Here is a 26,443-nt window from a genome sequence, read left to right as displayed (position 1 = left end):
GGCCAGGCGGCGCCTCGGTATCCTTGCGGCTCATGTTGTCGCCACTCTCCCGAAAGCCTATGAGGAGGCGTGCGCCGGGTCGCGGCGTTCCATCCGCCGAGGGCTCCTGACGATGCATCGCCTCCGCGCCTTTATCCTTCTGCTCGCACTCGGGCTTTTCGCCCCGCTCGCCGCCCTCCGCGCCGAGAGCACGCCCCCGGCGGCGGCCATGGCGGTGGCGCCGCTGGAGATCGCCACCGCCAAGGGTGTCCTCGTGCTCGAGGTGGAGCTTGCCGATACCGACGCGCAGCGCGCGAAGGGGCTGATGTTCCGCAACTCGCTCGGCGACCGGCGCGGCATGCTGTTCGACTTCAAGGTCGACCAGCCGGTGGCCATGTGGATGAAGAACACCAAGATTCCGCTCGACATGCTGTTCATACGGTCCGACGGCACCATCGCGAGGATCGCCGCCATGACCACGCCGTTCTCCGAGCAGACCATCTCGTCCGGTGAGCCGGTGCGGGCGGTGCTGGAGATCGATGGCGGCGCAGCCCGTCGCCTCGGCATCGCCCCTGGCGACAAGGTGGCGCATCCCGCGTTCACCGGCCGATAGCGCGCGCCGATCAGCCTGCAACGCAAGCTGATCGGATAACGCGTCCTCTCTCATTGAGTTAGAGGGCGATTCACCGATCAAATTGATGCAATTTGATCGGTGAATCGCGCTCTACGCGAGACGGATGATCGGCTGTCAGGCGGCGCGGCCCGCCGTGCCGAGGAGCCGGCCGTAAAGGGCGAGGATCTCCTCGCTCATGCGCCGCGCGGTGAAGCGCGCCTCGAAGTCCCGCCGCGCCTCCATGCCCATCGCGCGAAGCTGAGGCCGCGCCAGCCCCCTGAGGCAGCCGGCGATCGCCTCGGGATCGAGCGGAAAGATCAGGCCTGAACGTCCGTGATCGATGATCTCCGGCAGCGCGCCGCGGTTCGCGGCGAGCACCGGCGTGCCCTCGCGCATGGCCTCCACCGCGACGAGGCCGAACCCTTCCCAGCGCGACGGCATCACGAAGGCATCGGCGGCAGCCATGCGCCGCGCCACCTCCTCCCGCGGCACCCAGCCGACATAGTTGACCCGCGCGCCGGGACGCGCGGGCGGGCTGGCGCCATCGGGAAGCGGGCGTCCGTCCTCCCCCAGCGGTTCGCCGAGCACGTCGAGCTCCACCGGCACGCCGTCGAGCAGCGCCATGGCGTCGAGCAGGATGTCTAGCCCCTTTTGCCGGTCGTGGCGGCCGGCGAAGAGCAGGCGGAGGGGGCCTTCCTCAGGCCGCGCCGCGCCGCCTCCCCGGGGCGCCTCGGCGATGCCGTTCCAGATCGTGACCAGCTTGCCGGCCGGCAGCCCGGCTGCGACGGCGAGGCGGCGCTCGTCGTCGGAGATGGTGGCAATGGCATCGCAGCCGGGCGCCAGCACCCGCTCAAGGCTGGAGTAGAGCTTCTTCTTCAGCGGCGACACGTCCATGGCGAAGGACCAGCCATGGGCGCAATAAAGAATCTTCGGCCGCCGCGGGCGCAGGCCGAGGAGCGCGCGCCCGACCACCCCGGCGAAGGTGCCGTGGAGGTGCACGAGATCGGGACGGAAAGCAGCCACCTCGGCGCTCAGCGCCGCGCCCAGGCGGCGCAGGGAGCCCGGATCCCGCCCGCTGCGAGGCCACCCGGCGATGCGGTGGCGCGGCAAGTCGGGCGCGTGCTCCAGTTGCGGGCCAGGCAGGAGGAAGCGCACGCGCTCCTCGCCGATCTGATCGCGCTGGAAGGCCCAGAGCTCCTGGATATAGGTCGCTGTTCCGCCCGGCAGGATTTCCGAGACGTGCAGGATGCGGGGGGGCTGGGCGCTCATCCAGGGGCTCCGGGCGGACGGGAGGCGTGGCGGGTAGCAGGTTGTGGGGCCGGCCGCGTCACAAGGCGTCGAGGCGCGCCGGCCCGAGCCGGGCGAGCTGCGCGGCCAGGGCCTCCCGCGTCTCGGGTATGGCGACCGGCGAACTATCGAAGCCGCCCAGGCGCTGGCCCAGCTTGCCGAGCCCCACCAGCCCCGCCACGAAGAAGGAGCGATCGGTTTCCGCAAGATCGAGCAGCGCGGTGGAAAAGGGCGACAGGTAGGCGATGTAGCTGAAGTCGGCGCAGTGTTCGAGAACGCCCCGGCGGTCCTCCTCGACGGCAGCAAGCCCCGCCGCCTCCCGCAGCGCCTCCACGGCAGCCATGCTCTCGCGCGGGTGCGGCAGGTAGCGCAACGGCGCGGGCAGGGCCTGGGCCAGGGCCTGGAGACCCGCCGCATAGGTCTTCAGGTCCACGAGCCCGTCGCCTATCAGAGGCTGGCCCACATAGAGTATTTCTGGGCGTTTCGTCTGCGCGCGCAGCGGGCGGCGAAAGGTGAGCGAGCCCTCCTTGAAGCGATCACGGATGCGGAACGCGGACTTGTCGAGCGTCGTGCCCGACAGCCGGCCCACATGGAAGCCGCAGAGCTTCTGCACCAGGCGCCGCTTCACCCGAAACAGCGGACCCTCCATGTCCACATAGTGCATGAGCCCGTCTTCCCAGATTTCCACCTTGCCTGTGGGCAGGTGTGGGACGACGAATTCCTCCAGCGGCTCGGTGGCAAGGAAGATGACGAGCTTCTCCAGGCGGATCGCTTCGAGCAACGCCGCGAGGTCTCGATAGTAGCGGGCATTGGCGCGGCGGATGGCGGGGAGGTTCCAATTGCCGCCGCCGATGCGCTGCTCCCGCCCGAGATGCACCACGTCCTCCCCGAAGGCAGCGGAAGCCGGAGCAAGCATGTGATCGTCACGCACGAGACAGATGTCGACGTGCTCGTCATTGTCCTCAAGGAATTTGATGTGCAGCGTGCTGCGCGGCAGAGCTGCGCGCAGGGGGCGCCCGGTCGCAACGGCATCGGCGAGCCGTGCGAGGCCCGGACCCGAGAAGCGAGAAAGGTCGGGAGCCTTCGCCATGGCTCAGTCAAAGTGGCCGGATGGGGACATCTCCCGCCATCGCGCCAGGGATTGGTCGAGGTCGTAGCGATAGGGAAAGCCCAGCTCCACGAGGCGCTTCGGCACGATGTTCGTGGAGCGGTTGAGCTTATGCATCCGCGCCCGGTTGATCGAGGTCTTCATTCCGACTGCGGCGGCGATCTCTCCGGCGAGGCCGACCCCGAGCATTACCCCCATGGGAAGCACGCGGGTGGCCGCTGGATAGCCTGCAACCCGGCTGAAGGCAGCGCAGATATCCTCCGCCGTATAGGCTCGCGGGTGGCAAAAATTGTAGGTGAGCTCCTTTTCTGGCCGGGCGAGCGCAAAGCGGAACGACGCGACGAGGTCTTCCACATATCCGCTGGCCTTGATGGTGTCCTTGCGGCCGGGAAAGACGAAGCGCCCCTTGCGAAGCAAGCCGCCGAGGCGAGTGAAATTGCCGCTCTCCGTATAGCCGTAGATGACGGCGGGCCTGACGACCGCCAGCTTGCGGGCATCGGGCTTCTCCGCGCGCCAGAGCCGGTGGATCTGCTCGGCGCCGAACTTTGAGCGGCCATAGGCGCTTTCGGGCTCAAGCACGGAATCTTCGTCCTTGGGCGCCTCGCTCGGCCCATAGACAGAGATGGAACTCGTGAACACGATCCGGTCGATGCCGTTGCGGCGCGCGAAATCGCACACGTTGACCGCGCCGAGGGTGTTGGTGAAGAAGTATTCCCAATCCTCGTGGCCGGGCGTGGTATGGACCGCGGCAAGGTTGTAAATCTCAACTTCGCCCTGCGGGCAGTCGAGCGCCACCGGCTCGCGCACGTCGCACGTGACGTAGGACACGCCATCGGTCGTGAAGCGCGGCTTGCGGATGTCTGCCGCCACCAGCTGATCATACTCTCCGGACTCCTTCAAAGTCCTGAGAAGATGCGAGCCGATAAAGCCGCAGCCACCGAAGACGATCGCAGATTTCCCGGTCATCTAAATAGCCCCATCACGGATGAGGAACGGGTCGACGGGGCATCATTGTCTTTCAGCAGCTGCATATAGAGCTCGCCGCGGGAGAGAGACGGGCTGACCGCGCGACGCTCGGCGACCGCGACTGCAAACCGCTCTAATCCAGGTCCGGTAAACGGTGTCAAATCCGACATGTCGCTCGCTAGCCCACGTTGTGCTCATAGGAACCTTGCCCTGTGCTGCCCAGGCACACAGGGGCTATTCGTTAAGCTGGAAACGAGCCCGCCGAAATCCGTGGCGTCGAATGGGCGAGGGGTTGGACGATGATGCATCGGATATATCCTGATCATCTTCAACTATTTCCAATCCTAAGAGTGCAACGAAAAAATAGTGTGCCATCACTGGGATCAGCATAATTGCCCCATCCGACATAGAGACAATCATGTATATAAACATTCCCGCAGCTGCGGCGCGATTTACGGGGGTTCGATTGCGACGAAATAATATGACAGCTATCGGTCCCCCGAGAAAAGAAAGGAACGATATCAATCCGAATAGACCGTAATTTCCGTAAATACTAGCATATATCATCTCATAAATGTTTGAAATAGGTGCAATAGGTTCAAAATGAAAGTCAAAAAAGGCCTCCAGCTGAGAGCTTCGATTGCCAAGCCCTGAATCGAATAAAAATTTTCCGACATCTCGTCCCATCAATTCAACAAGTATCGGCAGGACTCCAATAAAAACTAAGGCTAGCAAGCCAAGCCCAGCGATGCGCGCAGGTTTCAGGCCTTCAATAAAGGCGATGGTCATGAGGATCAGTACTGCAGCGACCCAAGCCGTGCGTGACAGCGTCAATAGCATGCATACAATTGCGAGGATGAAAAAAATACGTTTACGCTCGATGAAATAATAAAGTGGCAGCATCATTCCTAGGCAGACACCAAATATATTTCCATTATTATACGTAGATATAAGTTTGAATAATTCTCCGCGCGTATTATTTTTTGAACCGAGTGCATCTATATCATCAAGATTCACGGTCAAGAATGGAATTTCAACTGTATATCCAGTCAATGTCTTTACTGAAAAAACTATAAGACCAAATATACAAATAAATCTAATAGCAAAGACAAGTGTTGCTTTGATAGTATCGCTCTGAAGTAGGCGCAGTGAGGGTGCGAGAATTAACAAAAAGGCGGTGGGCATGAAGATGAACGATGTTGCTGCAACAATCAGCAGGGTAGAGCTGTCTTTGGCTACGCCCAAAGTCAGATAGGTGATGACAAGAGTAAGCTGGAACGGAACGGTAAAAAGCCATGCCACAGAGGCGTTCTGTGGTAGATTGTGCAGGTTCGTGAGGAAGCGCCCCAAACCCAGAAAAGTAACGAATCCGAGCGCTACGTAGCCTATGGTGACCGGGACATTGCCAACTTTCACCCCGCCCTTGGGGAAAGCAACCAGAAATGTGACGAGCAGGATGAAAAAGAACGTGGTGTAGGGTGCGCGGGCGAAGGCTTTGCTGGAGCTCTCGGACGCGGCCTTGAAACGCCCGAAGCTTCGCTGTGCTGTCGCGCCGGCCTGCGGCGCCACGTAGGCCTCTGCGGAGAAAGTGCGCTGCCGCCGCATGCCGTTTGTCTCCCTCAGCCCAGCGAGAGGCGAGGCTCGGACGATTGGACCCGCGCGTCCCGCCCCGCCGCAATCGCATCGCGAACCGCCTGCGGCATGGCCTCGTCCAGCAGCAGCTCGGCCATCTGGAAATCGCGAATGCCATCGATGTCCACGGCGCTGTCGGCATCCACCTCGATGGCGAAGATACGCCCTCCCGTCATGGAGCCGGACAGGATCACGTCGGAGCGAACCACATCCAGCTGACCGGTATGCCAGTAGACCGGCGGCAGCTTCTGCCTTGGCATGTTGAACGGCTCGGGCACGCCTTCGAGCGTGAGCAGGGGAGACAGCTTTCCGTCCTCCGCCTTGCACCACATCTTGTAGGGCGTGCGCTCGGCGATCGTGACCGACCGAACGCAGGTGATGGTCGGGTCCGCCCGCATCATCGTCACCGAACGGTCGATCCATTCGGGATCACGGAACGGTGTCGTGGGCCGAAGCTGAACCATCAGGTCGGGATGCTCGCCATGGTCGGCGAGCCAGCGCACCGCATGCCCGAACACGTCGAGGTCCGTGGAGAAGTCACCCGCCAGCTCTGCCGGACGCATGAAGGGCGTCTCTGCACCATACGCGCGGGCCACGGCTGCGATCTCGTCCGAATCGGTCGAGCAGATCACCCGGTCCACCGCCTTGGAAGCCTTCGCGGCTGCGACCGACCATGCCACCAAGGGATGTCCCCCAAGCGGTCGGACATTCTTGCCCTTGAGGCCCTTGGAGCCACCGCGCGCGAGCACAAGGGCATAAACATCAGCGGACGACATGCCTACTCCCTAAGGACTGCATCATTGAATGGCGGAGGTACGACGCTTCTCCCGGTCATCTTGCGCAAGACGAGGACGATGCCATGAAAGCAGATATGCCTCCCATTTTCCATGCCCGCAAACTTCGAACCCAAGAGCAGAGAGGAAGTGGCTCGCCGATAATCAACTGATGCAAATAGAAACTGCCACTCGCCGAGCGACTTGCGACGCCAAAATCAATGGTTGTCCTGCAATCATTGATTTTGGGATTGTTCATGAGCCGCCGACCGCTGGGCTACAATAGAACGTGGCGCGCAATCGCCCTCACTCAATTGCCCTGGGCCAGCCGCAGACCAGCACCGACCGCATTGCGCCCGGTGGCCTTCGTGCCCATCCAGCCTTCCAGCTTGTCGAGAGCATACCAGAATCCCGCGCCAGCGTCCTTGTGGCCCTGCCAGATCTCCGGAACGAAGGAGGCATCGGGGCAGCTCTCCTCCAGCGCGCCGGCGAGCGCCGCGAAGTCCATGGCGCCGTCACCGATCTGCAGGCCCTCGCCGTCGACGCCCTTGGCGTCAACGATGTGGAGATGAGCCGCGTAGGGGCCGACCTTCTGGCAGAACTCGCGCATGGACCAGCCGAAATGATTGCAGGCGAGCTGCGAGTGGGAGACATCGAAGCATACACGCATCCTGTTCGCGGCGCAGAAGGCGGCGATCTCGTCCGGGTCCATGAACAGGTTGTGGTAGCTCTGGCCGCCGAAATGCCACGGGAAGGGCGGCATGGTCTGGGGGATCAGCTCCACCCCGTCACGGTCAAGGGCGGTAAGGCTCTCCTCCATGCGCGCATAGAGCGCCGGCCGCGCGGAAGCGGGAAAGGCGCGCGAGGTGGAGAAGCCGCCCATATTGACAATGATGAGCGGTACGCCGGCCCGCTTGTGCCACTTCTTGAGCGCGCGGGTGACGTCGATCACCCGCTGCAGTTCGCCGATGGAATGCTGGCGATACGCCTCGTCCGGCGAGGCGAGATCAAGGATGTGGTCGCCCTTGAACAGCTCGGGGGCGTGGACCACGTAGTCGATATCCAGCGGCTCGGAGAACCAGTCCTCCAGCTTCACCTCCATGTCCTTATAGGACAAGTGGTATTCCAGGAGCGTAAGGTTGGTCCTTTCCAGCATGGCGCGGTAGTCATGCCAGCGCACGGGAATGCCCCAGGAACGCGGGAAGCGGAACGGCCGCGCCTGCGCCACCTCGTCCTGGAGATCGGATGGGAAGAAGGGCGTGCCGACCTCGATCGCCCGCCGCGCCTTGCGCCCCAGCAGGGCGCTGCGCTGGTTCGGCTGGAGGCCCTGGCCCGGGCTCTGCACCACGATCATGTCGTCGGTGATGACGGTGCCCTCGGGGATATCCCGCGCCGCCTTGAGGCTCTTGGCGAGGATCTCGCGGTTCATCATCTCGCCCTGGGTCATGGCGCGCTCACCGGACACGCCCATGGATTCCTCCACGGCGCGGATGGCGGCCATCATGTCGGCGAACTCGCCCGGCAGCAGCGACACCTTGTGGTCGTTGCCCTCCAAGCCCCGGTCGATGGTGAAGTGCTTCTCCACCACGCAGGCGCCGCGCGCCACCGCAGCCACCGGCACCACCCAGCCGCGCTCGTGGCCGGAATAGCCCACCGGCCCGCCGGCGATCTCGGCCAGGCGGTCCATGTAGCGCAATTGCACGTCCTTGTAGGGCGTGGGGTAGGTGGAGTTCACGTGGAGCAGCACGAAGGGCGCGCCACGCGCCTTAAGCAGCGCCACGCTCTCACGGATTTCAGCCTCCTGCGACATGCCGGTGGAGCACACGAGCGGCTTGTGGGTGTCGGCGAGAGCGGTGAGCAGGTCGTGGTTGGTGAGGTCCGCGGAGGCGACCTTGTAGCCGGCGATGCCATAGCGCTCCAGCGCCTCGAGGCTCGGCAGGTCCCAGGGCGTGCAGAGCGGCTCGATGCCCTTCTCGCGCGCGTGGTCGAACACACGGAACAGGTCATCCGCCTGCAGATTGAACTTGGCGAGCAGGTCCAGCGTGTACTGTGCGCCGAGGTCCTGGTTAGCGTCGGAGCTCTTGCCGCCGCCATAGAGCGAGGACAGATCGCGCATCTGGAACTTCACGCAGTCCGCGCCGGTATCCTTGGCGAGGTCGACCAGGCGCTTCGCGAGTTCCACGTCGCCTTGGTGGTTGTTGCCGATCTCGGCGATCACATAGGCGGGCTGGCCTTTGCCGATGAGCCGGCCGGCAATGGACATCTCCGCCTTGGACGGAAACGCGATGGCGACGACACGGTTGTAGTCGTCCAGCAGCGGCACGGCACGGATGCGGTCAGAAAAAAGCGTGGAGATCGCTTCCGGGGCGTCGTCGATGCGCGCCGTCTGGCACTTGGAATTGGCAACCGAAGATATCGGCGCTTCAAGATTAATCTCGGGGGTGGATGTCAGCCAGCGGCGAAAATCGCCATCGGTCAGCATGCCTTCGAGCTGACCGTTCTCGCTCACAGCCAGCACGAAGCCGGACTTGTTCGAGCTGATCTTGTTGAGCGCGCTCAGAACGGGGTCGTCATTGAGAACGATGAACCGGAGCACGTTACGGTCGATGAGCATGCGGACACTCCGCTATCAGAGCCTGCGAACCGCGTGTAGCCATCGCTGTTCGTCGGATATCATTGCATCGCACAATTCGCGCTTTGCCCGCAAGTCTGCCTGCTGCCGAAGGCGCTTTCCGGGTCGATCGCATTTCGATGTGTTTGACAGTCGGCTAAGGTCGCTATCGGTCCTGGCGAGGCCGCGTGATGGGCGAGGGTGAAGTGGCTTGACGCGATGCAGCATGGCCGCAGATACTTGGTGAAGGAAACGAGCATTCGAGCAATTGTTGTGTTTTGCCAGCGAAATCGCGTGCTGGCGACATTCGATTGAAGCGGCTCGGATTGTCGTTGGGCGACTGGTCGCGATCCGACCGGAGGGGTGAATGACGGCTGCTGGCTTAGGACACACGATAGCCGAGGCCCGCGGGCCATCCGCCGGACCGTGATCGACAGTTCCACCGTCAAGGGCCCTCCATCCGGGAGGAGGCGGGCGCCGTGCCGAAATCCCATCGATGGCCAATCGACGGTGGAAGCCTCGCTTCTGCTTTGCGCCGATCTCCACGCCAACGAGCGCGTGTTCTGCCAACTGACGGCTTCCGTCTCGCCACTTGCTGCGACTTCAACTTTCTGGCTGCTGTCTATATCGCTGCGACCACCTGCGATTGGTTGTGAGGTTGGAGCCTGGGTTCCGAATTTACGATGCAGCTCGCAGGTTCCGGTGCCAAGGTAGCGGTTCCGCTTGGAGAGGAGGAGCTTTGCCTATGGAGCCTATGGATTTGCCTTTTTGAGAATCCCGAAAGGGCATGTCAATTTTAGCCTGCTTACCGATTTTCATGCCGAATTGTGCATGGGTCATTCGGTCCGTGGATCGGACTTTCGGCGCGCGAGGATGCTGGATGAACGTGAATGTCAGGGGTTTGGGAGGGGGGCACAAATCCAGATAGGTTGGATTGGTGTTGAGGCTAGTTTCAGGCTGTAGCGAGGCAAAGGCAAAAGCGGGAAGACCCGTGGTTGTGGCTTCCGCCCCAGCTTCCCATGACATTTCCTTCAGGGGCTATCAATGGCAGTCCGAAAGTCACAATCGTTCTTGGCGCGTATGTCGACCTATTTTGGCGTCGGAGTGGTCCAAAGGCTGGCCTCTCTCGCGTTGATTCCAGCCTTCTCCTTCTTCATTACTCCGGCGGAGATGGGGGTGCTCGCTGTGCTTCTTGCCATCGAGGCCCTTCTCCTCGTGCTATTCGATGGGGCGCTTACCTCGGCGTCGGTTCCCTACTATTTCGGTCGCAGTCGTTCCACTTCGGAACGTACGATCTCCCGTGTCTTCATTATTTCGGCGGTAGTGTCAGCCATTTCCGGATTTATAATCTATGGACTCATCGAATTGACATGGAACTTGTGGACGACAGTTCCCAAGCCATCGCCTCTCATTCTCGCAATTGTCGTCGTGGGTGCGCTGACGCAGCGCATGAATATTTTCGCCCAACAGATGTATAGAAATCGTGAGCAGGCGCGTGCCTTCGCGGTCATGTCTCTTTCCCGCACCGCGGCGTTGCTTGTCGTTAGCCTGATCCTCGTGGGTGTATTCCATCTGGGGCTGCTGGGTATTGTTCTCGGGCGCTTGCTTGCCTCGATCGTATCCGGGTTCAGGGAATTGAAGTCTTTGGTCAGGCCCGCTTTGCGTCCGCATTCGGAGTCATCTCTGGAGCCATTGACCCCCCTGTTGTTCCTGGCGCTGCCGCTTCTGGTTCAGCAGCTTGCCACTTGGGCGCGCTCCTTCGCCGACAAGATTGTCTTGTCAAATCTCGTGCCGGCCGCAGATGTTGGTTTATATTTTACGGCAGCCCTTTCCGGAACATCTCTTTCTCTTATTGTTGTAAGCTTTGATTCGTCATTTGTAACTTGGTATTATAATAAAAGATATAAAAAATTATCTGATGTTCATGAAATTACTAAAATTGTCAGTCGAGTATATATAGGATGTCTTGGTATTTTATGTGTTTTTACAATGCTTTCGTGCCCGGAAATATATTTTTTGATCTTTAAGGGCGGCATTTCGGCGGCGGGCAATATCGCGCCCTTCACCCTTGCGGCTCAGTACCTCGGCGCTGCTATGGCATTTGCCGGACGGGTGCTGGTGGTGCATGGAAGGGCGCGCGTAATTCCCAGCCTCGGCGTCGTTGGCATAGTTGTTGGTTTGAGTGCAATGATTCCGCTCGTCGGTACGTTCGGCGTTGCGGCAGCGGCATCTGGGGCGGCGATTACCTTCCTCATCGTCATCGTCGGGGGATGGGCCGTGGTTCGCCGGATTGAGCCGCCTGATTTCAGCCTCTTCCAAAGCCTTGCGACGACAGCGCTGCTCGGTGTTTTCGCGATGATCATATACCGGTATGGGGAGCCATTCGTTCTCTCATCAATGGGGCTCCGGCTCGCGGCTGCCGCGCTCTGCGTGCTGGCCATTGCGGTCATCGTGGGTCCCACCGCATGGAGGAAGGGATTTGCCCTTTTCACCAGCAAGCTGCGAGGGCAGTCCAGGTCCTCCTGAAGGTGGATGCTGCCGATTTGGACGGAGCCTTCGCGCGGAGAGGGAGCACCTCAACCAACCGCCGGAACGAGCGCACCGCTGGATAAAACATGGGGCAACGTCTGCCCGGTGATGCCAACGAATATGCCAACAGGCAGATGAGGTAGGCTGCGGGATATGGGGGGATCAGGCGGGATTGAGCGGGGGGCAGCCAGCCTCTTGGCGGCGCCATGCCGCTGTTCTAAGCCCGCTGAGCCGCAGTGAGATTCGCCAGCGGGCTGGAGAGATCGGGGCTGCCGGGCGGGAAACGCCTCACGGCGGTGCTCTAAGTGGCGCTCACGGCAAGGGCGCCATGGTCGCCGGCAGCTTGGTCCAGGGCAGGTCCGATGGATCGACCGCCATCGGGCCGGGCGCCTTCGCCACCAGGATGGCGGCCGCGCAGGAGGTGAAATCGCCTCGAAAGTTCACCGAGCTCTTGACGGCGACGATCTTCATCTCCTCCGGCGCGATGCCGGTGAAGCGTAGCAATTCGCGGTCGAGCGGCTGGGTGTTGGAACTGCACACCCCGATCAGCACGCCTTCAAACTCCAGGCAGGCGCAGCGGCCGAGGTCCATCTTCCAGCCCGTATACATGGGCCCCTTGATGGTGGCTTCGCCTGCGCTCACGGCGCGCACGCGGAAGCGCCCGGCCAGCGGCTCCTCGCTCAGCGTGCCGTCGAAGGCGGGGACCGGCTCCCCGAGCTCCAGATCGATCTCCGCGCCAACGCCCGCGGCATGGGCGGCGGCGGCGACTTCCGGAGCGCAGATGAGGCCGAGGGCGACCTTGCCGGCGAACGCGCGGCCGGCGCCTTCGTCCACCAGCGCGTGAAGCAGGCCCGTGGTCTTCGAGGTGCCTCCGGCACCGGGATTATCCTGGGTATCGGCGATGATGATGGGCCGGTCGGCCGTGCGCGCCAGCGCCATCGCTTCGGACACGGCCGGGCGAGCGTCGAGCACGTCGAGGCGCCACTCGGCGCGTCGGGCCACCGCCGCCTCGTAGAGCGTGTCCACCGTCTTCTGCGCCCCGGCGCCATAGGCCCACAGCAGCGGTCCGACCTCGGGGACGTCCGCCGAGGCGAAGCCCATGGCGAAGCTCGGCGCAGTTCCTTCCGCAGTGTCGAGCGCGTCAAGCAGGGCATAGATCGAGGCTGCGGGCTCCATCATGGTGCACTGGACGTTGAGCGACAGCAGGAACGGCAGGCGCCGCATGGCCATGGTCTCGCGTCGCCCCAGCGCCAGGCGCTTCTCCAGCAGCGCGGCGGCGCGCCGTCCGGTCTCGGCCATGTCGATGTGCGGATAGGTGCGGTAGGCCGTCAATGCGTCGGCGAGGTCGAGCATGCGTCGGCTCACATTGGCGTGGAGGTCGAGGCTGGCGACGATGGGAAGCTCGGCGCCCACAACCGCGCGCAGGCGCGCGATCAACTCGCCTTCCGGATCGTCCTCGCCCTCGGCCACCGCGGCGCCGTGCAGGTCGAGATAGATGGCGTCGACGCCGCCGGCGGCGATCGCGGCGTTGAGGTCCTCAAGGATCACGCCGGCTATGTGCTCGAACGCCTCCTTCGTCACCCGGCCGGAGGGTGTAGCGCCGGCCCAGCCGGAAGGAACCACGGTCCAGCCGTTCGCCGCCGCGCATTCGATGAAGCCCTGGATGGCGATGTTGGCGCCCCGGAACCGGTCGATCAACGCCTGTCCGCGGATGAAGGGGGGGAAGTTCTCGCCCAGGGTGAAGGCATGCCAGTCCGCCTTGGAGGCGGCGAAGGTGTTGGTCTCGTGCTGGAAGCCGGCGATCAGGATGCGCATGGTTGGGATGCTCGTCAGAGGGCGGAAGCGGGGTGCTGGCGCTCGAAGAAGGCGCGTCCCGGCGCCGAGGCCAGGAGGGTGCGGGTGTAGGGCTCGCGTGGCGAGAGGAAGACCTCGCGGGTCGCGCCCTGCTCGACGATCCGGCCGGCGCGCATCACCACGATGCGGTCGCAGATCTGGCTCGCCACGTTCAGGTCGTGGGTGATGAACAGGATGGAGATGCCGAGCCGCTGCTGAACCTCGTCGAGCAGCGCCAGGATCTGCGCCTGGACCGAGACGTCGAGGGCGGAGACGGCTTCGTCCGCGATCAGGACCTCCGGCTCGCAGGCCAGCGCGCGGGCGATGCAGATGCGCTGGCGCTGGCCGCCGGAGAACTCGCTCGGATAGCGCTCCAGCGCATCGGGTGCGAGGCGCACCAGATGCATGAGCGCCCGCGCCCGCTCCCGCGCCTCGCGCGGCGACACGCCGAAATTGACCGGCCCTTCGATAATGGAGGCGCCGACCGTGAGGCGGGGGTTCAGGGAGCGGTAGGGGTCCTGGAACACGACCTGCACCTTGCGGCGCAGCGCCGAGAGCACCTTGCCGGTGGCGTGCGCCACCGGAATCCCATCCACCCGCATCTCGCCGCTGGTGGGCGCGATGAGGCGGGCCATGCAGCGGGCGAGTGTCGACTTGCCCGAGCCGGATTCCCCGACGATGCCCACGGTCTCGCCCGGCCGCACGCCGAGCGAGATGTCCTCGGCCGCGCTGACGGTGCGCGGCGGCCCGAGCAGGGAGCGGACGACGTAGGACTTGCCGACGCCGATGGCCTCGATGCGCGGGCGCGCGTGCGGCACCGGACGGCGCTCCGGGGGCGTGCGGCCCGGAACCGACGCGATCAGCGCGCGGGTATAGGCCTCGCGCGGCGCGCTCAGCACCGATGCCGCCGCGCCCTGTTCCACCATGTCGCCGAGGCGCAGCACCACCACGCGGTCGGCGATCTCGGCGACGACGCCGAAATCGTGGGTCACGAACAGCACCGCGGTGCCGTTTGCATCCTTCAGCTCGCGGATGAGGGCGAGGATCTCGGCCTGGGTGGTCACGTCGAGCGCGGTGGTGGGCTCGTCGCAGATCAACAGGGCCGGCTTCAGGATCAGGGCGATGGCGATGACGATCCGCTGGCGCTGCCCGCCGGACAGCTGGTGCGGATAAGCGCGGAAGATGCGCTCGGAGTCCGGCAGGCGCACGCGCTCGAACATGGCGAGGATGCGCGCGCGCCGCTCGCGGGCGGACAGGCGCGTGTGGCGGGCGAGCATCTCGTCCACCTGGTCGCCGCAGCGCATGACGGGGTTGAGCGCCGTGGCAGGCTCCTGGAACACCATCGCCATGCGGGCGCCGCGCAGCTCGTTGAGTCGGCCGGCCGTGGCCTGAAGCACCTCCTCGCCAAGCAGGCGCACGCTGCCCCGCGATGGGATGAGACCATCGGCGAGCAGGCCCATCACGGTCTGGCCGATCACCGACTTGCCGGAACCGGATTCGCCCAGCAGGCAGACGATCTCGCCCGCCTTCACCTCGAACGAGATGCGGCGCACCGCCTGGGGCCGGTCGCCGCCCGCCGGCAGGTCCACCGTGAGGTCGGTGATGGCGAGGACAGCCCGCGCGGTATCGGATGCCGTGCTCATGCCGCCGCGTCCCGGCGGTTGAACTTGGGATCGAGCGTGTCGCGCAGGCCGTCGCCGAGGAGGTTCACGGCGAGGATCGTCATGGCAACGAAGGCGCCCGGCACCAGCACGTTGTGGGGGAACTGGTTGAACTGGAGGCGCCCCTCCGCCATCACGTTGCCCCAGGTGGGGATGTCCGCGGGCAGGCCGACCCCGAGGAAGGACAGGATCGCCTCGATCAGGATGGCGCTGGCGCAGATGTAGGTGCCCTGGACAATCAGCGGCGCCAAAGTGTTAGGCAGGATATGCCGTGCCAGGATTTTCCAGTGCGGCGTGTCGAGCGCCACCGCCGCTTCCACATACGCCTCCTCGCGGACCGTGAGCACCACAGAGCGGACCAGCCGCGCCACTCGCGGAATCTCCGGCAGCGCGATGGCGACGACGACCACGCCGAGCGTGCCGCCCCACACCGCCACGAGGGTGATGGCGAACAGGATGGAGGGGATCGCCATCAGCCCATCCATGGTGCGCATGACGATGCTGTCCGCCGCGCGGAAATAGCCCGCGCAGACGCCGGCGAGCGTTCCCAGCGCCACCGCCGCCACGGCCACGGCTGCCCCGAGCGCCAGCGACACACGAGCGCCGAACAGGACCCGACTCCAGATGTCACGGCCGAGGCTGTCGGTGCCGAGGAGGAAGAGGCGCTCGAACGTGTCGCCGGCGAGGCTGTTGAACTCGCCATGGGCGCCCGGCAGCAGGTTGCCGCTCGCCGGGTCAATGGCCAGCGGATCGATGGTGTAGAGGAGGGGAGCCGCCGCCGCCATCAGCACCAGCAGCGCGAGCACACCGCCGCCGAGGCGCACGGACCCGCTGGCGAGCACGGCGCCGAGCCGCGAGGGCCGCCGCCGTGCGGCGGGCGGAATGTCGGCCGCGGCCGGGTCGGACAGAGGCATCTCCATCGGCGCGGCCTCAGTAGCGGACGCGCGGATCGAGCAGCAGGTAGCTGATGTCGATCAACAGGTTGATGATGACGTAGACGGCCGAGAACAGGAGCGTGACGGCCTGGATCACCGGATAGTCGCGCGAGATCGCGGCATCCACTGACAATTGGCCGAGGCCAGGGATGGCGAACACCGTCTCCGTCACCACCATGCCGCCGATGAGCAAGGCGATGCCGAGCCCGACCACGGTGACGATGGGCACTGCGGCACTGGCGAGAGCATGGCGCAGCAGCACCCGCGGCACCGAGAGCCCCTTAGCGCGCGCGGTGCGGATGAAATCCTCGCCCAGCGCCTCCACCATGGCGGCGCGCGTCACCCGGGCGATGAGGGCGATATAGACCACGGAGAGGGTCACCGACGGCAGGATGAGGTGGCGCAGCCAGGCGAGCACCGGGGCGCCGTCGCCGAGCCGCGCATAGCCCTGCACCGGCAACACGCCCCATTGCAGCGCGAACAGCCAGATCAGAACGTAGCCGATGAGGAACACCGGCACGGAAAATCCCATGACGGAGAAGCTCATGAGGATGCGATCGATGAGGCTACCCTTGCGCCACGCGGCCACCACACCGAGCGGCAGGGCGATCAGGACCGACAGCACGATGGTCACCGCCGCCAGGGAGAGCGTCGGCTCGATGCGCTGGGCCACCAGCTCCGTTACCGGCCGCTTGAGGAAGTAGGAGGTGCCGAGGTCGCCGCTCAGCATCTGCCCGGCCCAGTGGAGGAACTGCACCGGGAGGCTGCGGTCGAGCCCGAGCTGCTGGCGCACCATGTCGATATCGGCGCTGGTGCCGGCATTGCCCACCAGCGCGCCGGCCGGATCGCCCGGAGCGAGGCGCGTCATGAGGAACACGATGACGGCAACGATCACCGCCACCGGCACCGTGGCGGCAAGCCGCCGCGCAAGGAACATCAGCATGGCTCTTTCCCTGAAGGCGTGGCCCCGGGGGCGCCGCCGGGGGGCGCACTCACTTTTTCTCGATGTTCCAGAACACCGTGATCGGCGCCTTCACCACGCCGCTCACATGGTTCTTGCGCACGGCGGTGAGGGGGGTGGATTCCCCGACCGGAGCGAAGATCGCGCCGTCGAACACCTGGAGCTGGATCTGCTCCGCGAGCTTCTTGCGCTCCGCATCGTCGGCGGCGAACAGGAATTGCGTCTTCAATTCCTCGAGCCTGGCGTCGGTGGGCCAGCCGAACCAGCCCTTCTCGCCGTTGCCGGTGAGCGGGGCGAGGAACAGCGGGTTCATGGTGTCGGGCCCCCCCCAGCCGGTGATGAACATGTTCCAGCCGCCCTTGTCCGCCGGGTCCTTCTTGGTGCGGCGGATGAGGACGCTCGGCCAGTCCATGGTCTGCAGCTCCACCTTGAATCCCGCCTGCTGGAGCAACTGCGCCATCACCGGCGGGAACTTGTTGAGCACCACGAACTCCGGCGCATAGAGCAGCACGATGGGCTTGCCGTCGTAGCCGGCCTCCTGGAGCAGCTTCTTGGCCTCCGCGAATTGCGGCTTGCCAGTGAAGTAGGAGGTCTGGCCGTCGGCGAACTGCGAGCCGCATGGATAGATGGAAGTGCAGGTGCGGTAGAGCTCCTTGAAGCCGATCTGCGCCCGCATGAGCGCCTCCTGGTTCACCGCCAGGATCGCCGCCTTGGCGATCTTCGGATTGTCGAACGGCGGCACCAGATGGTTCATGTGCATGGCGTAGGAGCCCGAGGGGATGGCGTTCACGAGCTCGACGCCGGGGCTTTCCTTGAGCTTCGCGTAGTGCTCGGTGGGGATCCACTCGATCATGTCGACCTCGCCATTGACGAGGGCGTTCACCTGCGTCTGGGCGTCCTTGATCATCACCCATTCGACGCGGTCCACCTTCGCCACCTTGCCGCCGGCGGTTCCGGACGGGGGCTCGGCGCGCGGCACGTAGGCCGGGTTCTTGAGGTAGACGACCTTCTCGCCGGGGCGGAACTCGTCGGCCTTGAGCATGAAGGGCCCGGAGCCCGTCGTGTCCTCGATCTGCTTGTCGGCGGGGGTGTCGGCGACGCGCTTGGGCATGATGAAGGGCGGCACGCCCGAGGGCTTGCTCAGGGCCTCCAACGTCATGGTGAAGGGGCGCGAGAAGGTGAGGCGGAAGGTCTTGGCGTCGACCACCTCGGCCTTGTCCAGCACCGCGTACATCTTCTGCCCGAGGGAATCGCGCTTGGCCCAGCGGGCGAGCGAGGCGACCACGTCCTCGGACGTCACCGGCGCGCCGTCATGGAAGGCGAGGCCGTCGCGCAGGGTGAAGGTCCACACCGTCTTGTCCGGGCTTGCCTCGAAGGCGCCGACCATCTGCGGCTGCGGCTTGCCGGCCTCGTCCACGCCGAACAGCGTATCGTAGATCATGTAGCCGTGGTTGCGGGTGGTGAAGGCGGTGGTCCAGATGGGATCGAGGATCTTCAGGTCGAACTGCGGCACCACGCGCAGCGTGGTCTGCGCCTGCGCCTGCGCCACCAGGATGGCAAGCCCCAGCAAGGCGGCGGCGAGGGTGCGAAGACGTCCGGGCGAAGTCATGTGCGAGCCTCTGTCTGGATGGAGGTGGGCTTCTTCTGGGTGTTCGCCTCCGAGATCTGCTCTTTCGCGTAGGCTGTGAGCTTGGCGAGGCAGTTTTTCAGGATCACGTCCTCTTCCGGGGTGAGGATGGACAGCACGCCTTCCTCCCAGCTCCGGCTGAAGGCATCCGCGCGCAGGACGACATCGACGCCGCGGCGGGTAAGGAACAGGTTCACGCATCGCGCATCGACCGCGTCTATCTCGCGCTTCATGAAACCGCGGCGAACAAGGCTGGTGACGAGCTTTGAGAGGACGGTCTTCTCGATCACCGTCTGCGCCATCAGGCGCCCGAGATTGAGCCCCGGTTCCACATAAGCGAAGCGCAGGATGCGCAACTCGCGCACCGAGATGCCGAACGCATTCTCGTGCAGCGGGCTGGCCATGCTGTTGAGCAACTCGCTGAGCACGCCCAGCTGGAGCTGGAGGTAGTCCACCTTGATGGGCGGGGCGGTTCGGTCGACCATTCTGTTGCTGATCTCATTTGTTGATATGAGCAACTAAAGCAAATGGGGTGCCAGTACCGCAAAAGCAGGAGGTCCAAAGGATCGAGCTCTGGTATCTATGGCCGGGGAGGTGGGGCGAGGCTCACTGAATGATCACCTTGCCCATTTCATGAGCTGGGGCACAGCCTCATGCGCAAGGGACCCGGCCGGCGAGGCACGCTGAGGAACTGCAGATGGCCAGGTTGCGCATCAAGCTCGACGCTCATCCGTCGGAACGTCCCGCTGAACGCGGGTGAGCGCCTCCAACCTGCGTTCAGGGGTCAACTTTGCGCGCTCAACGGGCAGGCCGACAGCCGCGGGGATCTGATCCCCGCGGCCTGGATCCGCCGCCTCAATAGGCGAGCGCGTAGGCCGGGAAGACCTCGGCGCGCGTGCCGCGGGGATCGGACCCCGCCTCCATGATGCCGGTGTCGAGGTTACGCTCGGTGCCGCACAGGAAGCCCTCGGTCCAGGGCGGGGCGACATCGAGATCGTGCCCGCGATCCTCCAAGCCGGCGATGGTTTCCGCACCGACGCTCTCCTCGATCCGCAGCCGGTTGAGGAAGAAATCGTGCGGGTAGAACAGCGCCGGAAAGTGATCGGAGGAGAATTTTGGCGCCTCGATCGCCGCCTGAAGCGGCATGTCGAACAGCACGCGGTTGAGCACGAACTGGATCTGCCACTGGTCCTGCTGGTCGCCGCCCATGGAGCCGAACGCGAGCCAGGGCTTGCCGTCCTTCATCGCAAGGCTGGGGGAGATGGTGGTGCGCGGTCGCTTGAAGGGCGCGACGATGTTCGGATGGTTCGGCGGGTCGAGCCGGCAGTTGGAGAGCCGGACGCCCAGCGGAAAGCCCAGCGCCGGCACCACCTCGGAGGCCTTCAGATAGGCGCCGCTCGGCGTGAAGGCGGCGGTGTATCCGTCCTTGTCCATGGCGTCCACATGGACCGTGCCCGGCCCCCAAAGGGCACCGCCGATGCGCTCTTCGGCCGGAAGCAGAGCGACATTGTTCCAGGCGTCGCCGGGGCGCACCTCCATGTCGGCGCGCGGGCCGATGAGGGCGGAGCGGATGCGGCCGTAATCGTCGCTGAGCAGCCGCTCCATGGGCACATCGACGAAGGCCGGATCGCCGTAATACTGCTCGCGGTCGGCGTAAGCGAGCTTGATGGCCTCGACCACGGTGTGGACGTAGTCGGCGCTATTGTGACCCATGGCCGCGAGGTCGAAATTCTTCAGGATGGACAAGGTCTGGAGCAGGGCCGGGCCCTGATTCCAGGGGCCGCACTTGTGGACCACAGCGCCGCCAAACTCAACGGATACCGGCTTCTCGATCCGCACCTCGAACCGATCGAGGTCCTCGCGCGAGAGCAGGCCCCCCTTGTCCTTCACATAGTCGGCGATCTCGCGCGCCACGTCGCCTTTGTAGAAGGCGTCAAAGGCCGCCTCCAGCCCTGCCAAGCGGCTGCCGCCGCGCGCCGCCTCGGAGCGGGAGAGATACTCGAACATGTCGGCCAGCGCCGGGTTCCGGATGGTCGTGCCCTCGTCGAGTTCGCTGCCGTCCGGATTGAGGTAGAGCGCGGCCGAACCGTGCCATTCGGTGCGGAACAGGTCGGCGAGGTCGGAAACCCCGAATGCGTGCTGGCGCAGCAGGCCGGCGTGGGCGGCGAAGCCGTTGCGCGCGAGATCGAGCGCCGGGCCGACCACGTCGGCGAAGGTGAGCCGGCCGTAGCGCTTCATCGCCTCCAGCAGAGCGCCTATGCACCCCGGCACGCCGGCGGCGAAGACGCCGGACGGCGGGATTTTCTCGAACCCGAGCTGCTTGAACGCCTCCGGCGTCGCCGCGGCGGGCGCCACCATGTTGCCGTTGATGCACACCACCTCGGGATGGTCGGGGGAGGAGACGAGGATCGGGACCTCGCCTCCGATCGAGTGCATGTGCTGGTTGACGACGCCCTCCACCAGCGTCGCGGCCACTGCGGCGTCGATGGCGTTGCCGCCCATCTTCAGGGCGTCGATGCCGGCCATGGAGGCGAGATAATGCTCCGATGCGACGGCGCCGCGGTGTCCGAAGACGCGCGGATGGGTGGTCATCGACGCCGTTTCCTTGAGGCGGAAGGCGCGGTTGCTCGGGATTCTGTTCATCGCTGGTCCTCGTGAGGCGGCGCCGGCAAGGCCCGACGTCGGGCGGGCGCCTGCTGGGCGATCAGGCCGCAACCGCGCCGCGCTTGCGGCGGATGGCGGCTAGATGGACGTCGGCCGGCTCCGCAAGGCAGCCGGCGCTTGCGCCGAGTTCGAGGGACAGGCGACGCGCCTGCACCTGTATGGCGCCGGACAGGTGAGCCAGCATCTTCGCCCCGAGCCTGAGGCGGGGGCCGGCGATGCCGATGGCGCCCACAACGGCGTCGCCGGGTCCGAAGACCGGCACGGCGACGGCTGAGACATCTTCGGCCCATTCGCCCATGTTGACGGCGTAGCTGCGCCGCCGGGTGCGATCGAGGTCGGTCAGGAAGCCATCGGGGGTGGTGATGGTGCCGGCGGTGACTGCCTTGAGGCCGCCGGCGAGGAATTCCGTGACGCGCTGGCGCTCGGAAAAGGCGAGGATGGCCTTGCCGGAGGCGACGCAGTGGCCGGGCACCCGGTCGCCGCGGCTCACCACCGCGCGCACCCGGTGCGAGCCTTCGGCGACATCCACATAGACGATCTCTTGGCCATCCATGATGGCGAGGTGGCTGGTCTCGCCGGTGGCGCGCGAAAGCTCGCGCAGGTGCGCGCCACCGATGGAGAGGAAGCGGTCCTTCTCCGAGAAGCGGCGGGCCAGGTCCAGCACCTTGGAGCCGAGGGAATAGGTGCCGTCGCGCGGGTCCTTCACCACATAGCCGCCCTGTTCCAAGGCGTTGAGGTTGCGGAAGGCGGAAGCCTTGGCGATGCCCAGCCGGCGGCTGATCTCGGACAGCGAGAGCGTAGGGGTGTGCGCATCGAAGGATTCGAGGATGGCCAGCGCGTTGAGGATCGCGGGCGTGGCCGGCCCTGTCTTGCGCGCCTGATTTTCTTTGTTTCTCATATGAAACATAACTCCCTTATATGAAACATCTTGAGATGGCGGAGGCGTCGCTGTCAATCCTGACGCACGTCGAGCGCAGACATATTCAAAGTCTTCATGCGCGTTTTGCATTCAAATATGCCTCAAATTGGCGCACAATTTTGCATCAATGCTTGATGAAAATCGTGCCTTGACACCTCGCGCTTACCTCGATGAAGTCATATGAGAAATAATCGTTTCATAAATGAAACATAAGCCGAAACCTGAGAGGTGATCGGCAACCTTCCTTCCGAGAGGAGCTTGCCATGATGAAGACCATTGACCGTCGTCAGGTGCTCAAGCTGTCAGCCGGCGCCGCAGCCGCAGGGCTGATATCTCCCCACGCCGGGATCTCAGACGCGCTCGCTCAATCCGGCCAGCTCGTGGTGAGCGACTTTGGCGGCGACTGGGCAACCTGGAACAAGGCCAATATTGACGCCAAGTTCACGGAGCTCACCAAGGTGCCGGTGCTCCACGACACCGGGTCCGACAATGCCGCGCGCATCGCCAAGGCGAAGCTCGGCATTCCGCGCAGCGAGTACGACCTCATCTGCCTCGCGGATTCCTTCTTCGCCCGCGCCCAGTCCGAAGGCATCCTCGAGGCGATGAACTACAAGTCCCCCAAGCTTACGAACCTGAAGGACGTCGATCCGCGCTTCGTCACCCCGAGCTACACTTCGTTCCTCTTCAACGGCTTGGGCATGGGCTACAATCCGAAGATGGTGAAGAGCCCGCCCACCTCCTGGGCGGACATGTGGAACAAGGACTATCGCGGCAAGATCGTGCTGCCGGCCGTGGTCCATTCCTTCGGGCTCCACGTCATCCTCCTGTCGGCGCTGGCGGCCGGCAAGGACTACAAGGACACCCAGGCCGGGCTCGACAACCTGAAGCGCCTCGCCGATCTCGACCCGATCTGGACTGTGGACAGCCAGGCCAATGCCAGGAGCCTGTTCCAGGAGGAAGCCGCCATCGGCTGGCTCGGCCGCGCCGAATGGGTCCAGGTGCAGAACTGGGGTGGCGCCACCAAGTTCGTGCTGCCGAGCGAAGGTGGCTTCTTCACTTCGTGGGGTTTCGGGCCGATCCAGAACACCAAGAACATGGCGCTGATCGAGGAATACGTGAACGTCACCCTCGATCCGAAGCTGCAGGCGGCGAACGCCAAGAAGCTCGGCTTCCACCCCACCAACACCAAGTGGAAGGACTATATCGACGCCGAGAGCGCGGCAAAGATCTCCTGGACCCCCGAGGAGCAGAAGCGCTTCGTCGCCATCGACTATGCCTGGCTCAACTCCAAGCGGGCCGAGCTGACGGAAGCCTGGAACCGCACTGTCGGCCGCTGAGGGCGCGCGCAATGGCCAGTGTCGAGATAGCCGGCGTCTCCAAGCAATATGCCGGCGCCTGGGCGGTGGATCGCGTCAGCATCACGGTCCCGGACGGATCCTTCTTCTCGCTGCTCGGTCCCAGCGGCTCGGGCAAGACCACGCTGCTGCGCCTCGTCGCCGGGTTCCTGCGGCCGGATGCCGGCACGGTGCGCATCGGCCCAGCCATCGTGAACGAGGTGCCGCCGCATAAGCGCGACATCGGCATGGTGTTCCAGCAGTATGCGCTGTTTCCCCATCGGACGGTGCTGGACAATGTCGCGTTCGGTCTGGAGATGCGCGGCATGGGTCGCAAGGCGCGCGAGGCCAAGGCGCGCGAGGCGCTGGAAATGGTGCGCATGGCGGGCCGCGAGCGCGCCTATCCCAAGGAGCTGAGCGGCGGCCAGCAGCAGCGCATCGCCATCGCCCGCTCGATCGCCGCGCGCCCTGCGGTGTGGCTGCTGGACGAGCCGTTGAGCGCGCTCGACCGCAAGCTGCGCATCGAGATGCAGAGCGAATTGCGCTCGCTGCAGAAGCTGCTCGGCATCACCACCATCTATGTCACCCACGACCAGGAGGAGGCGCTCGCCATGTCCGACGGCATCGCCATCTTCCGCGACGGGCGCATCGCCCAGCAGGGCTCGGCCGAGGACCTGTACGAGCGACCCGCCGACGGTTTCGTCGCCGATTTCCTCGGCAGTGCCAACCTGATCGAGGGCGTGGTCGCTCGGGGACCGCAGGGACTTCACGTGGCGGTGGAGGGCCAGGCCTTCCGCCCGTCTGCGGATCACACCTTGCGCGAGAACGACCGGGTGCGCCTCGCCATCCGGCCCGAGCGGCTCGACCTGCACGGCGCGCCGGGCGCCGCGCCAGGCCTGCCGGCCAAGGTGGAAAGCGTCCTCTATCTCGGCAGCGACCTGCGGGTGGTGCTGCGGACCCGAGGCGGAGCTCTGCTGGTCGCCCGTGCTCCCAGCCGTGGAACCGCCCTCGCGGAGGGCGCGGAGGTCTTCGCCGCGTTCAAGCCGGAGGACGCCGCCATTGTCGCGCACTAGCAGCCTCGCCGGCACCGTCGCGCGAGCCGCCGTGGCCCGCCGGCCGTTCCGCTGGAAGCGGGCCGAGACGCTTCTGGCGCCCGCCTTCCTCTATTATTTCGTTCTGCTCGTGCTGCCTTCGGCGGCCTTCTGCGTGGTGAGCTTCTACGGCCGTTCGGACACCGGCTTCTTCGACGGCGTCTTCACGCTGAAGAACTATGTCGCCGTGCTCACCGACGGCTTCTATCTTGGCAGCCTCTGGCTCACTTTCCGCATCAGCGTGGAGACGACGCTGGCCTGCCTGCTTCTCGGCTATCCGGCCGCCTACTATCTTTCGAAGCTGTCGCCGGCGGCGCGTAAAAAGCTCGTCATCCTGCTGCTGTTTCCTCTGCTTCTGAGCACGGTGATCCGGGTCTATGGGTGGATCGCGCTGCTCGGACGGCGCGGCATCGTCAACCAGGTGCTGCTGTCATCCGGAGCCACCGACTACCCAATCGCCTTCTTGTACACGGAAGGCACGGTGCTGCTCGGTCTCGTCTCGATCCTCCTGCCGTACATGATCATCAACATCACCAACACGCTCATCACCATCGATCCGGCGTTGCGCGAGGCCGCGGCCGCGCACGGGGCGGGGCCGTTCAAGGTGTTCCTGAAGGTGACGCTGCCACTCAGCGGCGCCGGCATGGTGTCCGGCGCGGTGATGGTCTTCACCATCGCCATGAGCACCTACATCATCTCCTTCCTGCTCGGCGGCCCGAAGGTGAAGCTGCTCGGCAACCTGATCTTCGATTCCACGTCCAGCTTCAACTGGCCGCTCGCCGCCGCGCTCTCGGTGGTGCTGGTGGTGGCCACCGCGGCCGCCTGCGGCGCGATGGTGCGGCTGCTCGGCAGCAATGCGAATGGGATGGCCCGATGAGCGCTCCGAAGCTTGATCTCGATCAGCCGGCGGCGCGACCCTTGCGGCCGGCGATCGACTGGGGCGATGTGGCGCTGGCGACGGTGACGTTCGTTGCCTATGCGGTGGTCCTGCTGCCGATCGTCGTCATCATTATCTCCTCCTTCAACCCGTCCTCGGCGCTGACCTTCCCGCCGCAGCGGCTTTCGATGCGCTGGTATTTCGAGTTCTTCGAGACCGCGGACATGGTCAGCGGATTCATCTGGAGCCTGGTCATCGCGGTGATCGCGGCCGCTACATCGGTGGTGCTCGGCACGCTCGCGGCTGTCGCACTGGCGCGGGGACGCTTCCCTTTCAAAGGGGCGATCAACGCTTTCCTGCTCACGCCGCTGATCTTTCCCGGTCTTATCCTCGGCGTCGCGCTGCTGCTCTATTTCCAGATGACGCATGCGCCGATCCTGGCGCGAATCGCCACGGCGCATATCCTGCTTGGCGTGCCGTTCGTGGTGCGCTCGGTGCTGTCGAGCCTCGACCTGTTCGATATCCGCATCGAGGAGGCCGCCATCATCCACGGCGCCTCCCCGGTACGCGCGTTCTTGAAGGTCACCCTGCCGAGCATCCAGCCGGGGATCGTCGCGGGAGCAGTGTTCGCATTCGTTGTCTCCTTCGGCGAAGTGAATGCGACGTTGTTCCTGACCGGGCCGGGCCTCTCTACCCTGCCAATCCAGATCTACAGCCAGATTCAGTATGGATCGGAACAGGTCATCGTTGCGGCAGCATCGACCCTCCAGATGGGTTTGGTTGTCGCCCTCATTGTCATCCTCGAGAAGGTGTTCGGGCTCTCCATCACCACACCTACGAGATAGAGGTCTGAACCGCCCCAAGCTTCTCAGACGCCCCTCGACCGGGAAATGGTGCGGGTGAGGGGATCGAATAATTGCATTAAAATATTGATTTTACGTAATTATTTTCGGCATGAAATCCAGAAATGCCAACGAATATGCCAACAGACAGATGGGGTAGGCTGCGGGATTTCGCGGGTTCAGGCGGGATTGAGCGGGACT

The 26,443-nt window shown here is 64.5% G+C and carries 20 protein-coding genes; 6 read left to right on the top strand and 14 right to left on the bottom strand.

From position 1 onward, the window contains the following. Positions 1-112 precede the first annotated feature (112 nt). Entirely contained in the window at positions 113-592 is a 480-nt protein-coding gene (locus V5F67_RS16850; RefSeq protein ID WP_394016651.1) for a DUF192 domain-containing protein, read from the top strand. Positions 593-727: 135 nt separating this feature from the next. Here V5F67_RS16850 and V5F67_RS16845 read toward each other — a convergent pair whose 3' ends face one another. From V5F67_RS16845 to V5F67_RS16820, 6 genes are all read right to left on the bottom strand, one after another. Then, positions 728-1,861: a glycosyltransferase gene (locus tag V5F67_RS16845; protein ID WP_394016652.1), complete on the bottom strand. Its 1,134-nt coding sequence runs from the start codon at positions 1,859-1,861 to the stop codon at positions 728-730. Positions 1,862-1,919: 58 nt separating this feature from the next. Then, positions 1,920-2,969, bottom strand: coding sequence for a hypothetical protein (locus tag V5F67_RS16840; protein WP_394016653.1), 1,050 nt, complete (start codon positions 2,967-2,969; stop codon positions 1,920-1,922). 3 nt (positions 2,970-2,972) lie between these two features. Beyond that, the gene (locus tag V5F67_RS16835; protein WP_394016654.1) at positions 2,973-3,953 is read right to left on the bottom strand and encodes an NAD-dependent epimerase/dehydratase family protein; all 981 of its coding nucleotides are present in this window, start codon (positions 3,951-3,953) and stop codon (positions 2,973-2,975) included. 234 nt (positions 3,954-4,187) lie between these two features. Beyond that, positions 4,188-5,558: an O-antigen ligase family protein gene (locus V5F67_RS16830; RefSeq protein ID WP_394016655.1), complete on the bottom strand. Its 1,371-nt coding sequence runs from the start codon at positions 5,556-5,558 to the stop codon at positions 4,188-4,190. A gap of 14 nt (positions 5,559-5,572) precedes the next feature. Beyond that, positions 5,573-6,361 carry an acylneuraminate cytidylyltransferase family protein gene (locus V5F67_RS16825; RefSeq protein ID WP_394016657.1) on the bottom strand — a complete coding sequence of 263 codons (789 nt, stop codon included), beginning with the start codon at positions 6,359-6,361 and terminating at the stop codon, positions 5,573-5,575. 307 nt (positions 6,362-6,668) lie between these two features. After that, complete coding sequence (locus V5F67_RS16820; protein ID WP_394016658.1) at positions 6,669-8,972, bottom strand: N-acetylneuraminate synthase family protein; 2,304 nt, start codon at positions 8,970-8,972, stop codon at positions 6,669-6,671. A 1,077-nt stretch (positions 8,973-10,049) separates the two neighbouring features. Between V5F67_RS16820 and V5F67_RS16815 the strand changes: the two genes are divergently transcribed. Beyond that, on the top strand, positions 10,050-11,495 hold the full coding sequence (locus V5F67_RS16815; protein WP_394016659.1) for a lipopolysaccharide biosynthesis protein: 1,446 nt from the start codon (positions 10,050-10,052) through the stop codon (positions 11,493-11,495). A gap of 315 nt (positions 11,496-11,810) precedes the next feature. On the opposite strand, the gene V5F67_RS16810 is transcribed toward V5F67_RS16815, so the two are convergent. The 8 genes from V5F67_RS16810 to V5F67_RS16775 form a co-directional block, all read right to left on the bottom strand. Next, entirely contained in the window at positions 11,811-13,313 is a 1,503-nt protein-coding gene (locus tag V5F67_RS16810; RefSeq protein ID WP_394016660.1) for a M81 family metallopeptidase, read from the bottom strand. Between the two features lie 14 nt (positions 13,314-13,327). After that, entirely contained in the window at positions 13,328-14,974 is a 1,647-nt protein-coding gene (locus V5F67_RS16805; RefSeq protein WP_394016661.1) for a dipeptide ABC transporter ATP-binding protein, read from the bottom strand. Further along, positions 14,971-15,912 (bottom strand): ABC transporter permease, encoded by a 942-nt coding sequence (locus V5F67_RS16800; protein WP_394016662.1) that lies wholly within the window; start codon positions 15,910-15,912, stop codon positions 14,971-14,973. The genes V5F67_RS16805 and V5F67_RS16800 overlap by 4 nt, the downstream gene beginning before the upstream one ends. A gap of 10 nt (positions 15,913-15,922) precedes the next feature. After that, positions 15,923-16,870, bottom strand: coding sequence for an ABC transporter permease (locus V5F67_RS16795; protein WP_394016663.1), 948 nt, complete (start codon positions 16,868-16,870; stop codon positions 15,923-15,925). Positions 16,871-16,919: 49 nt separating this feature from the next. After that, positions 16,920-18,497, bottom strand: a complete 1,578-nt coding sequence (locus V5F67_RS16790; protein ID WP_394016664.1) for an ABC transporter substrate-binding protein — start codon at positions 18,495-18,497, stop codon at positions 16,920-16,922. After that, on the bottom strand, positions 18,494-19,000 hold the full coding sequence (locus tag V5F67_RS16785; RefSeq protein WP_394016665.1) for a MarR family winged helix-turn-helix transcriptional regulator: 507 nt from the start codon (positions 18,998-19,000) through the stop codon (positions 18,494-18,496). The genes V5F67_RS16790 and V5F67_RS16785 overlap by 4 nt, the downstream gene beginning before the upstream one ends. A gap of 370 nt (positions 19,001-19,370) precedes the next feature. Beyond that, positions 19,371-21,107 carry a gamma-glutamyltransferase family protein gene (locus tag V5F67_RS16780; RefSeq protein ID WP_394016666.1) on the bottom strand — a complete coding sequence of 579 codons (1,737 nt, stop codon included), beginning with the start codon at positions 21,105-21,107 and terminating at the stop codon, positions 19,371-19,373. A gap of 112 nt (positions 21,108-21,219) precedes the next feature. Then, positions 21,220-22,077 carry an IclR family transcriptional regulator gene (locus V5F67_RS16775; protein ID WP_394016667.1) on the bottom strand — a complete coding sequence of 286 codons (858 nt, stop codon included), beginning with the start codon at positions 22,075-22,077 and terminating at the stop codon, positions 21,220-21,222. Positions 22,078-22,361: 284 nt separating this feature from the next. On the opposite strand from V5F67_RS16775, the gene V5F67_RS16770 reads away from it, so the two are divergent. The 4 genes from V5F67_RS16770 to V5F67_RS16755 are packed head-to-tail and all read left to right on the top strand — an operon-like array spanning position 22,362 to position 26,245. Further along, the gene (locus V5F67_RS16770; protein WP_394016668.1) at positions 22,362-23,435 is read left to right on the top strand and encodes an ABC transporter substrate-binding protein; all 1,074 of its coding nucleotides are present in this window, start codon (positions 22,362-22,364) and stop codon (positions 23,433-23,435) included. A gap of 11 nt (positions 23,436-23,446) precedes the next feature. Then, entirely contained in the window at positions 23,447-24,505 is a 1,059-nt protein-coding gene (locus V5F67_RS16765; protein ID WP_394016669.1) for an ABC transporter ATP-binding protein, read from the top strand. Continuing rightward, a complete protein-coding gene (locus V5F67_RS16760; RefSeq protein ID WP_394016670.1) occupies positions 24,492-25,400 on the top strand; it encodes an ABC transporter permease in 909 nt (302 codons plus the stop codon). Before V5F67_RS16765 ends, V5F67_RS16760 begins: the two co-directional genes overlap by 14 nt. Further along, entirely contained in the window at positions 25,397-26,245 is an 849-nt protein-coding gene (locus tag V5F67_RS16755; RefSeq protein WP_394016672.1) for an ABC transporter permease, read from the top strand. Before V5F67_RS16760 ends, V5F67_RS16755 begins: the two co-directional genes overlap by 4 nt. Positions 26,246-26,443 lie beyond the last annotated feature (198 nt).

Source organism: Xanthobacter pseudotagetidis, from assembly GCF_043194795.2.
Lineage (GTDB): Bacteria > Pseudomonadota > Alphaproteobacteria > Rhizobiales > Xanthobacteraceae > Xanthobacter > Xanthobacter tagetidis_A.
This window is presented reverse-complemented; position numbering and strand designations above follow the sequence as displayed.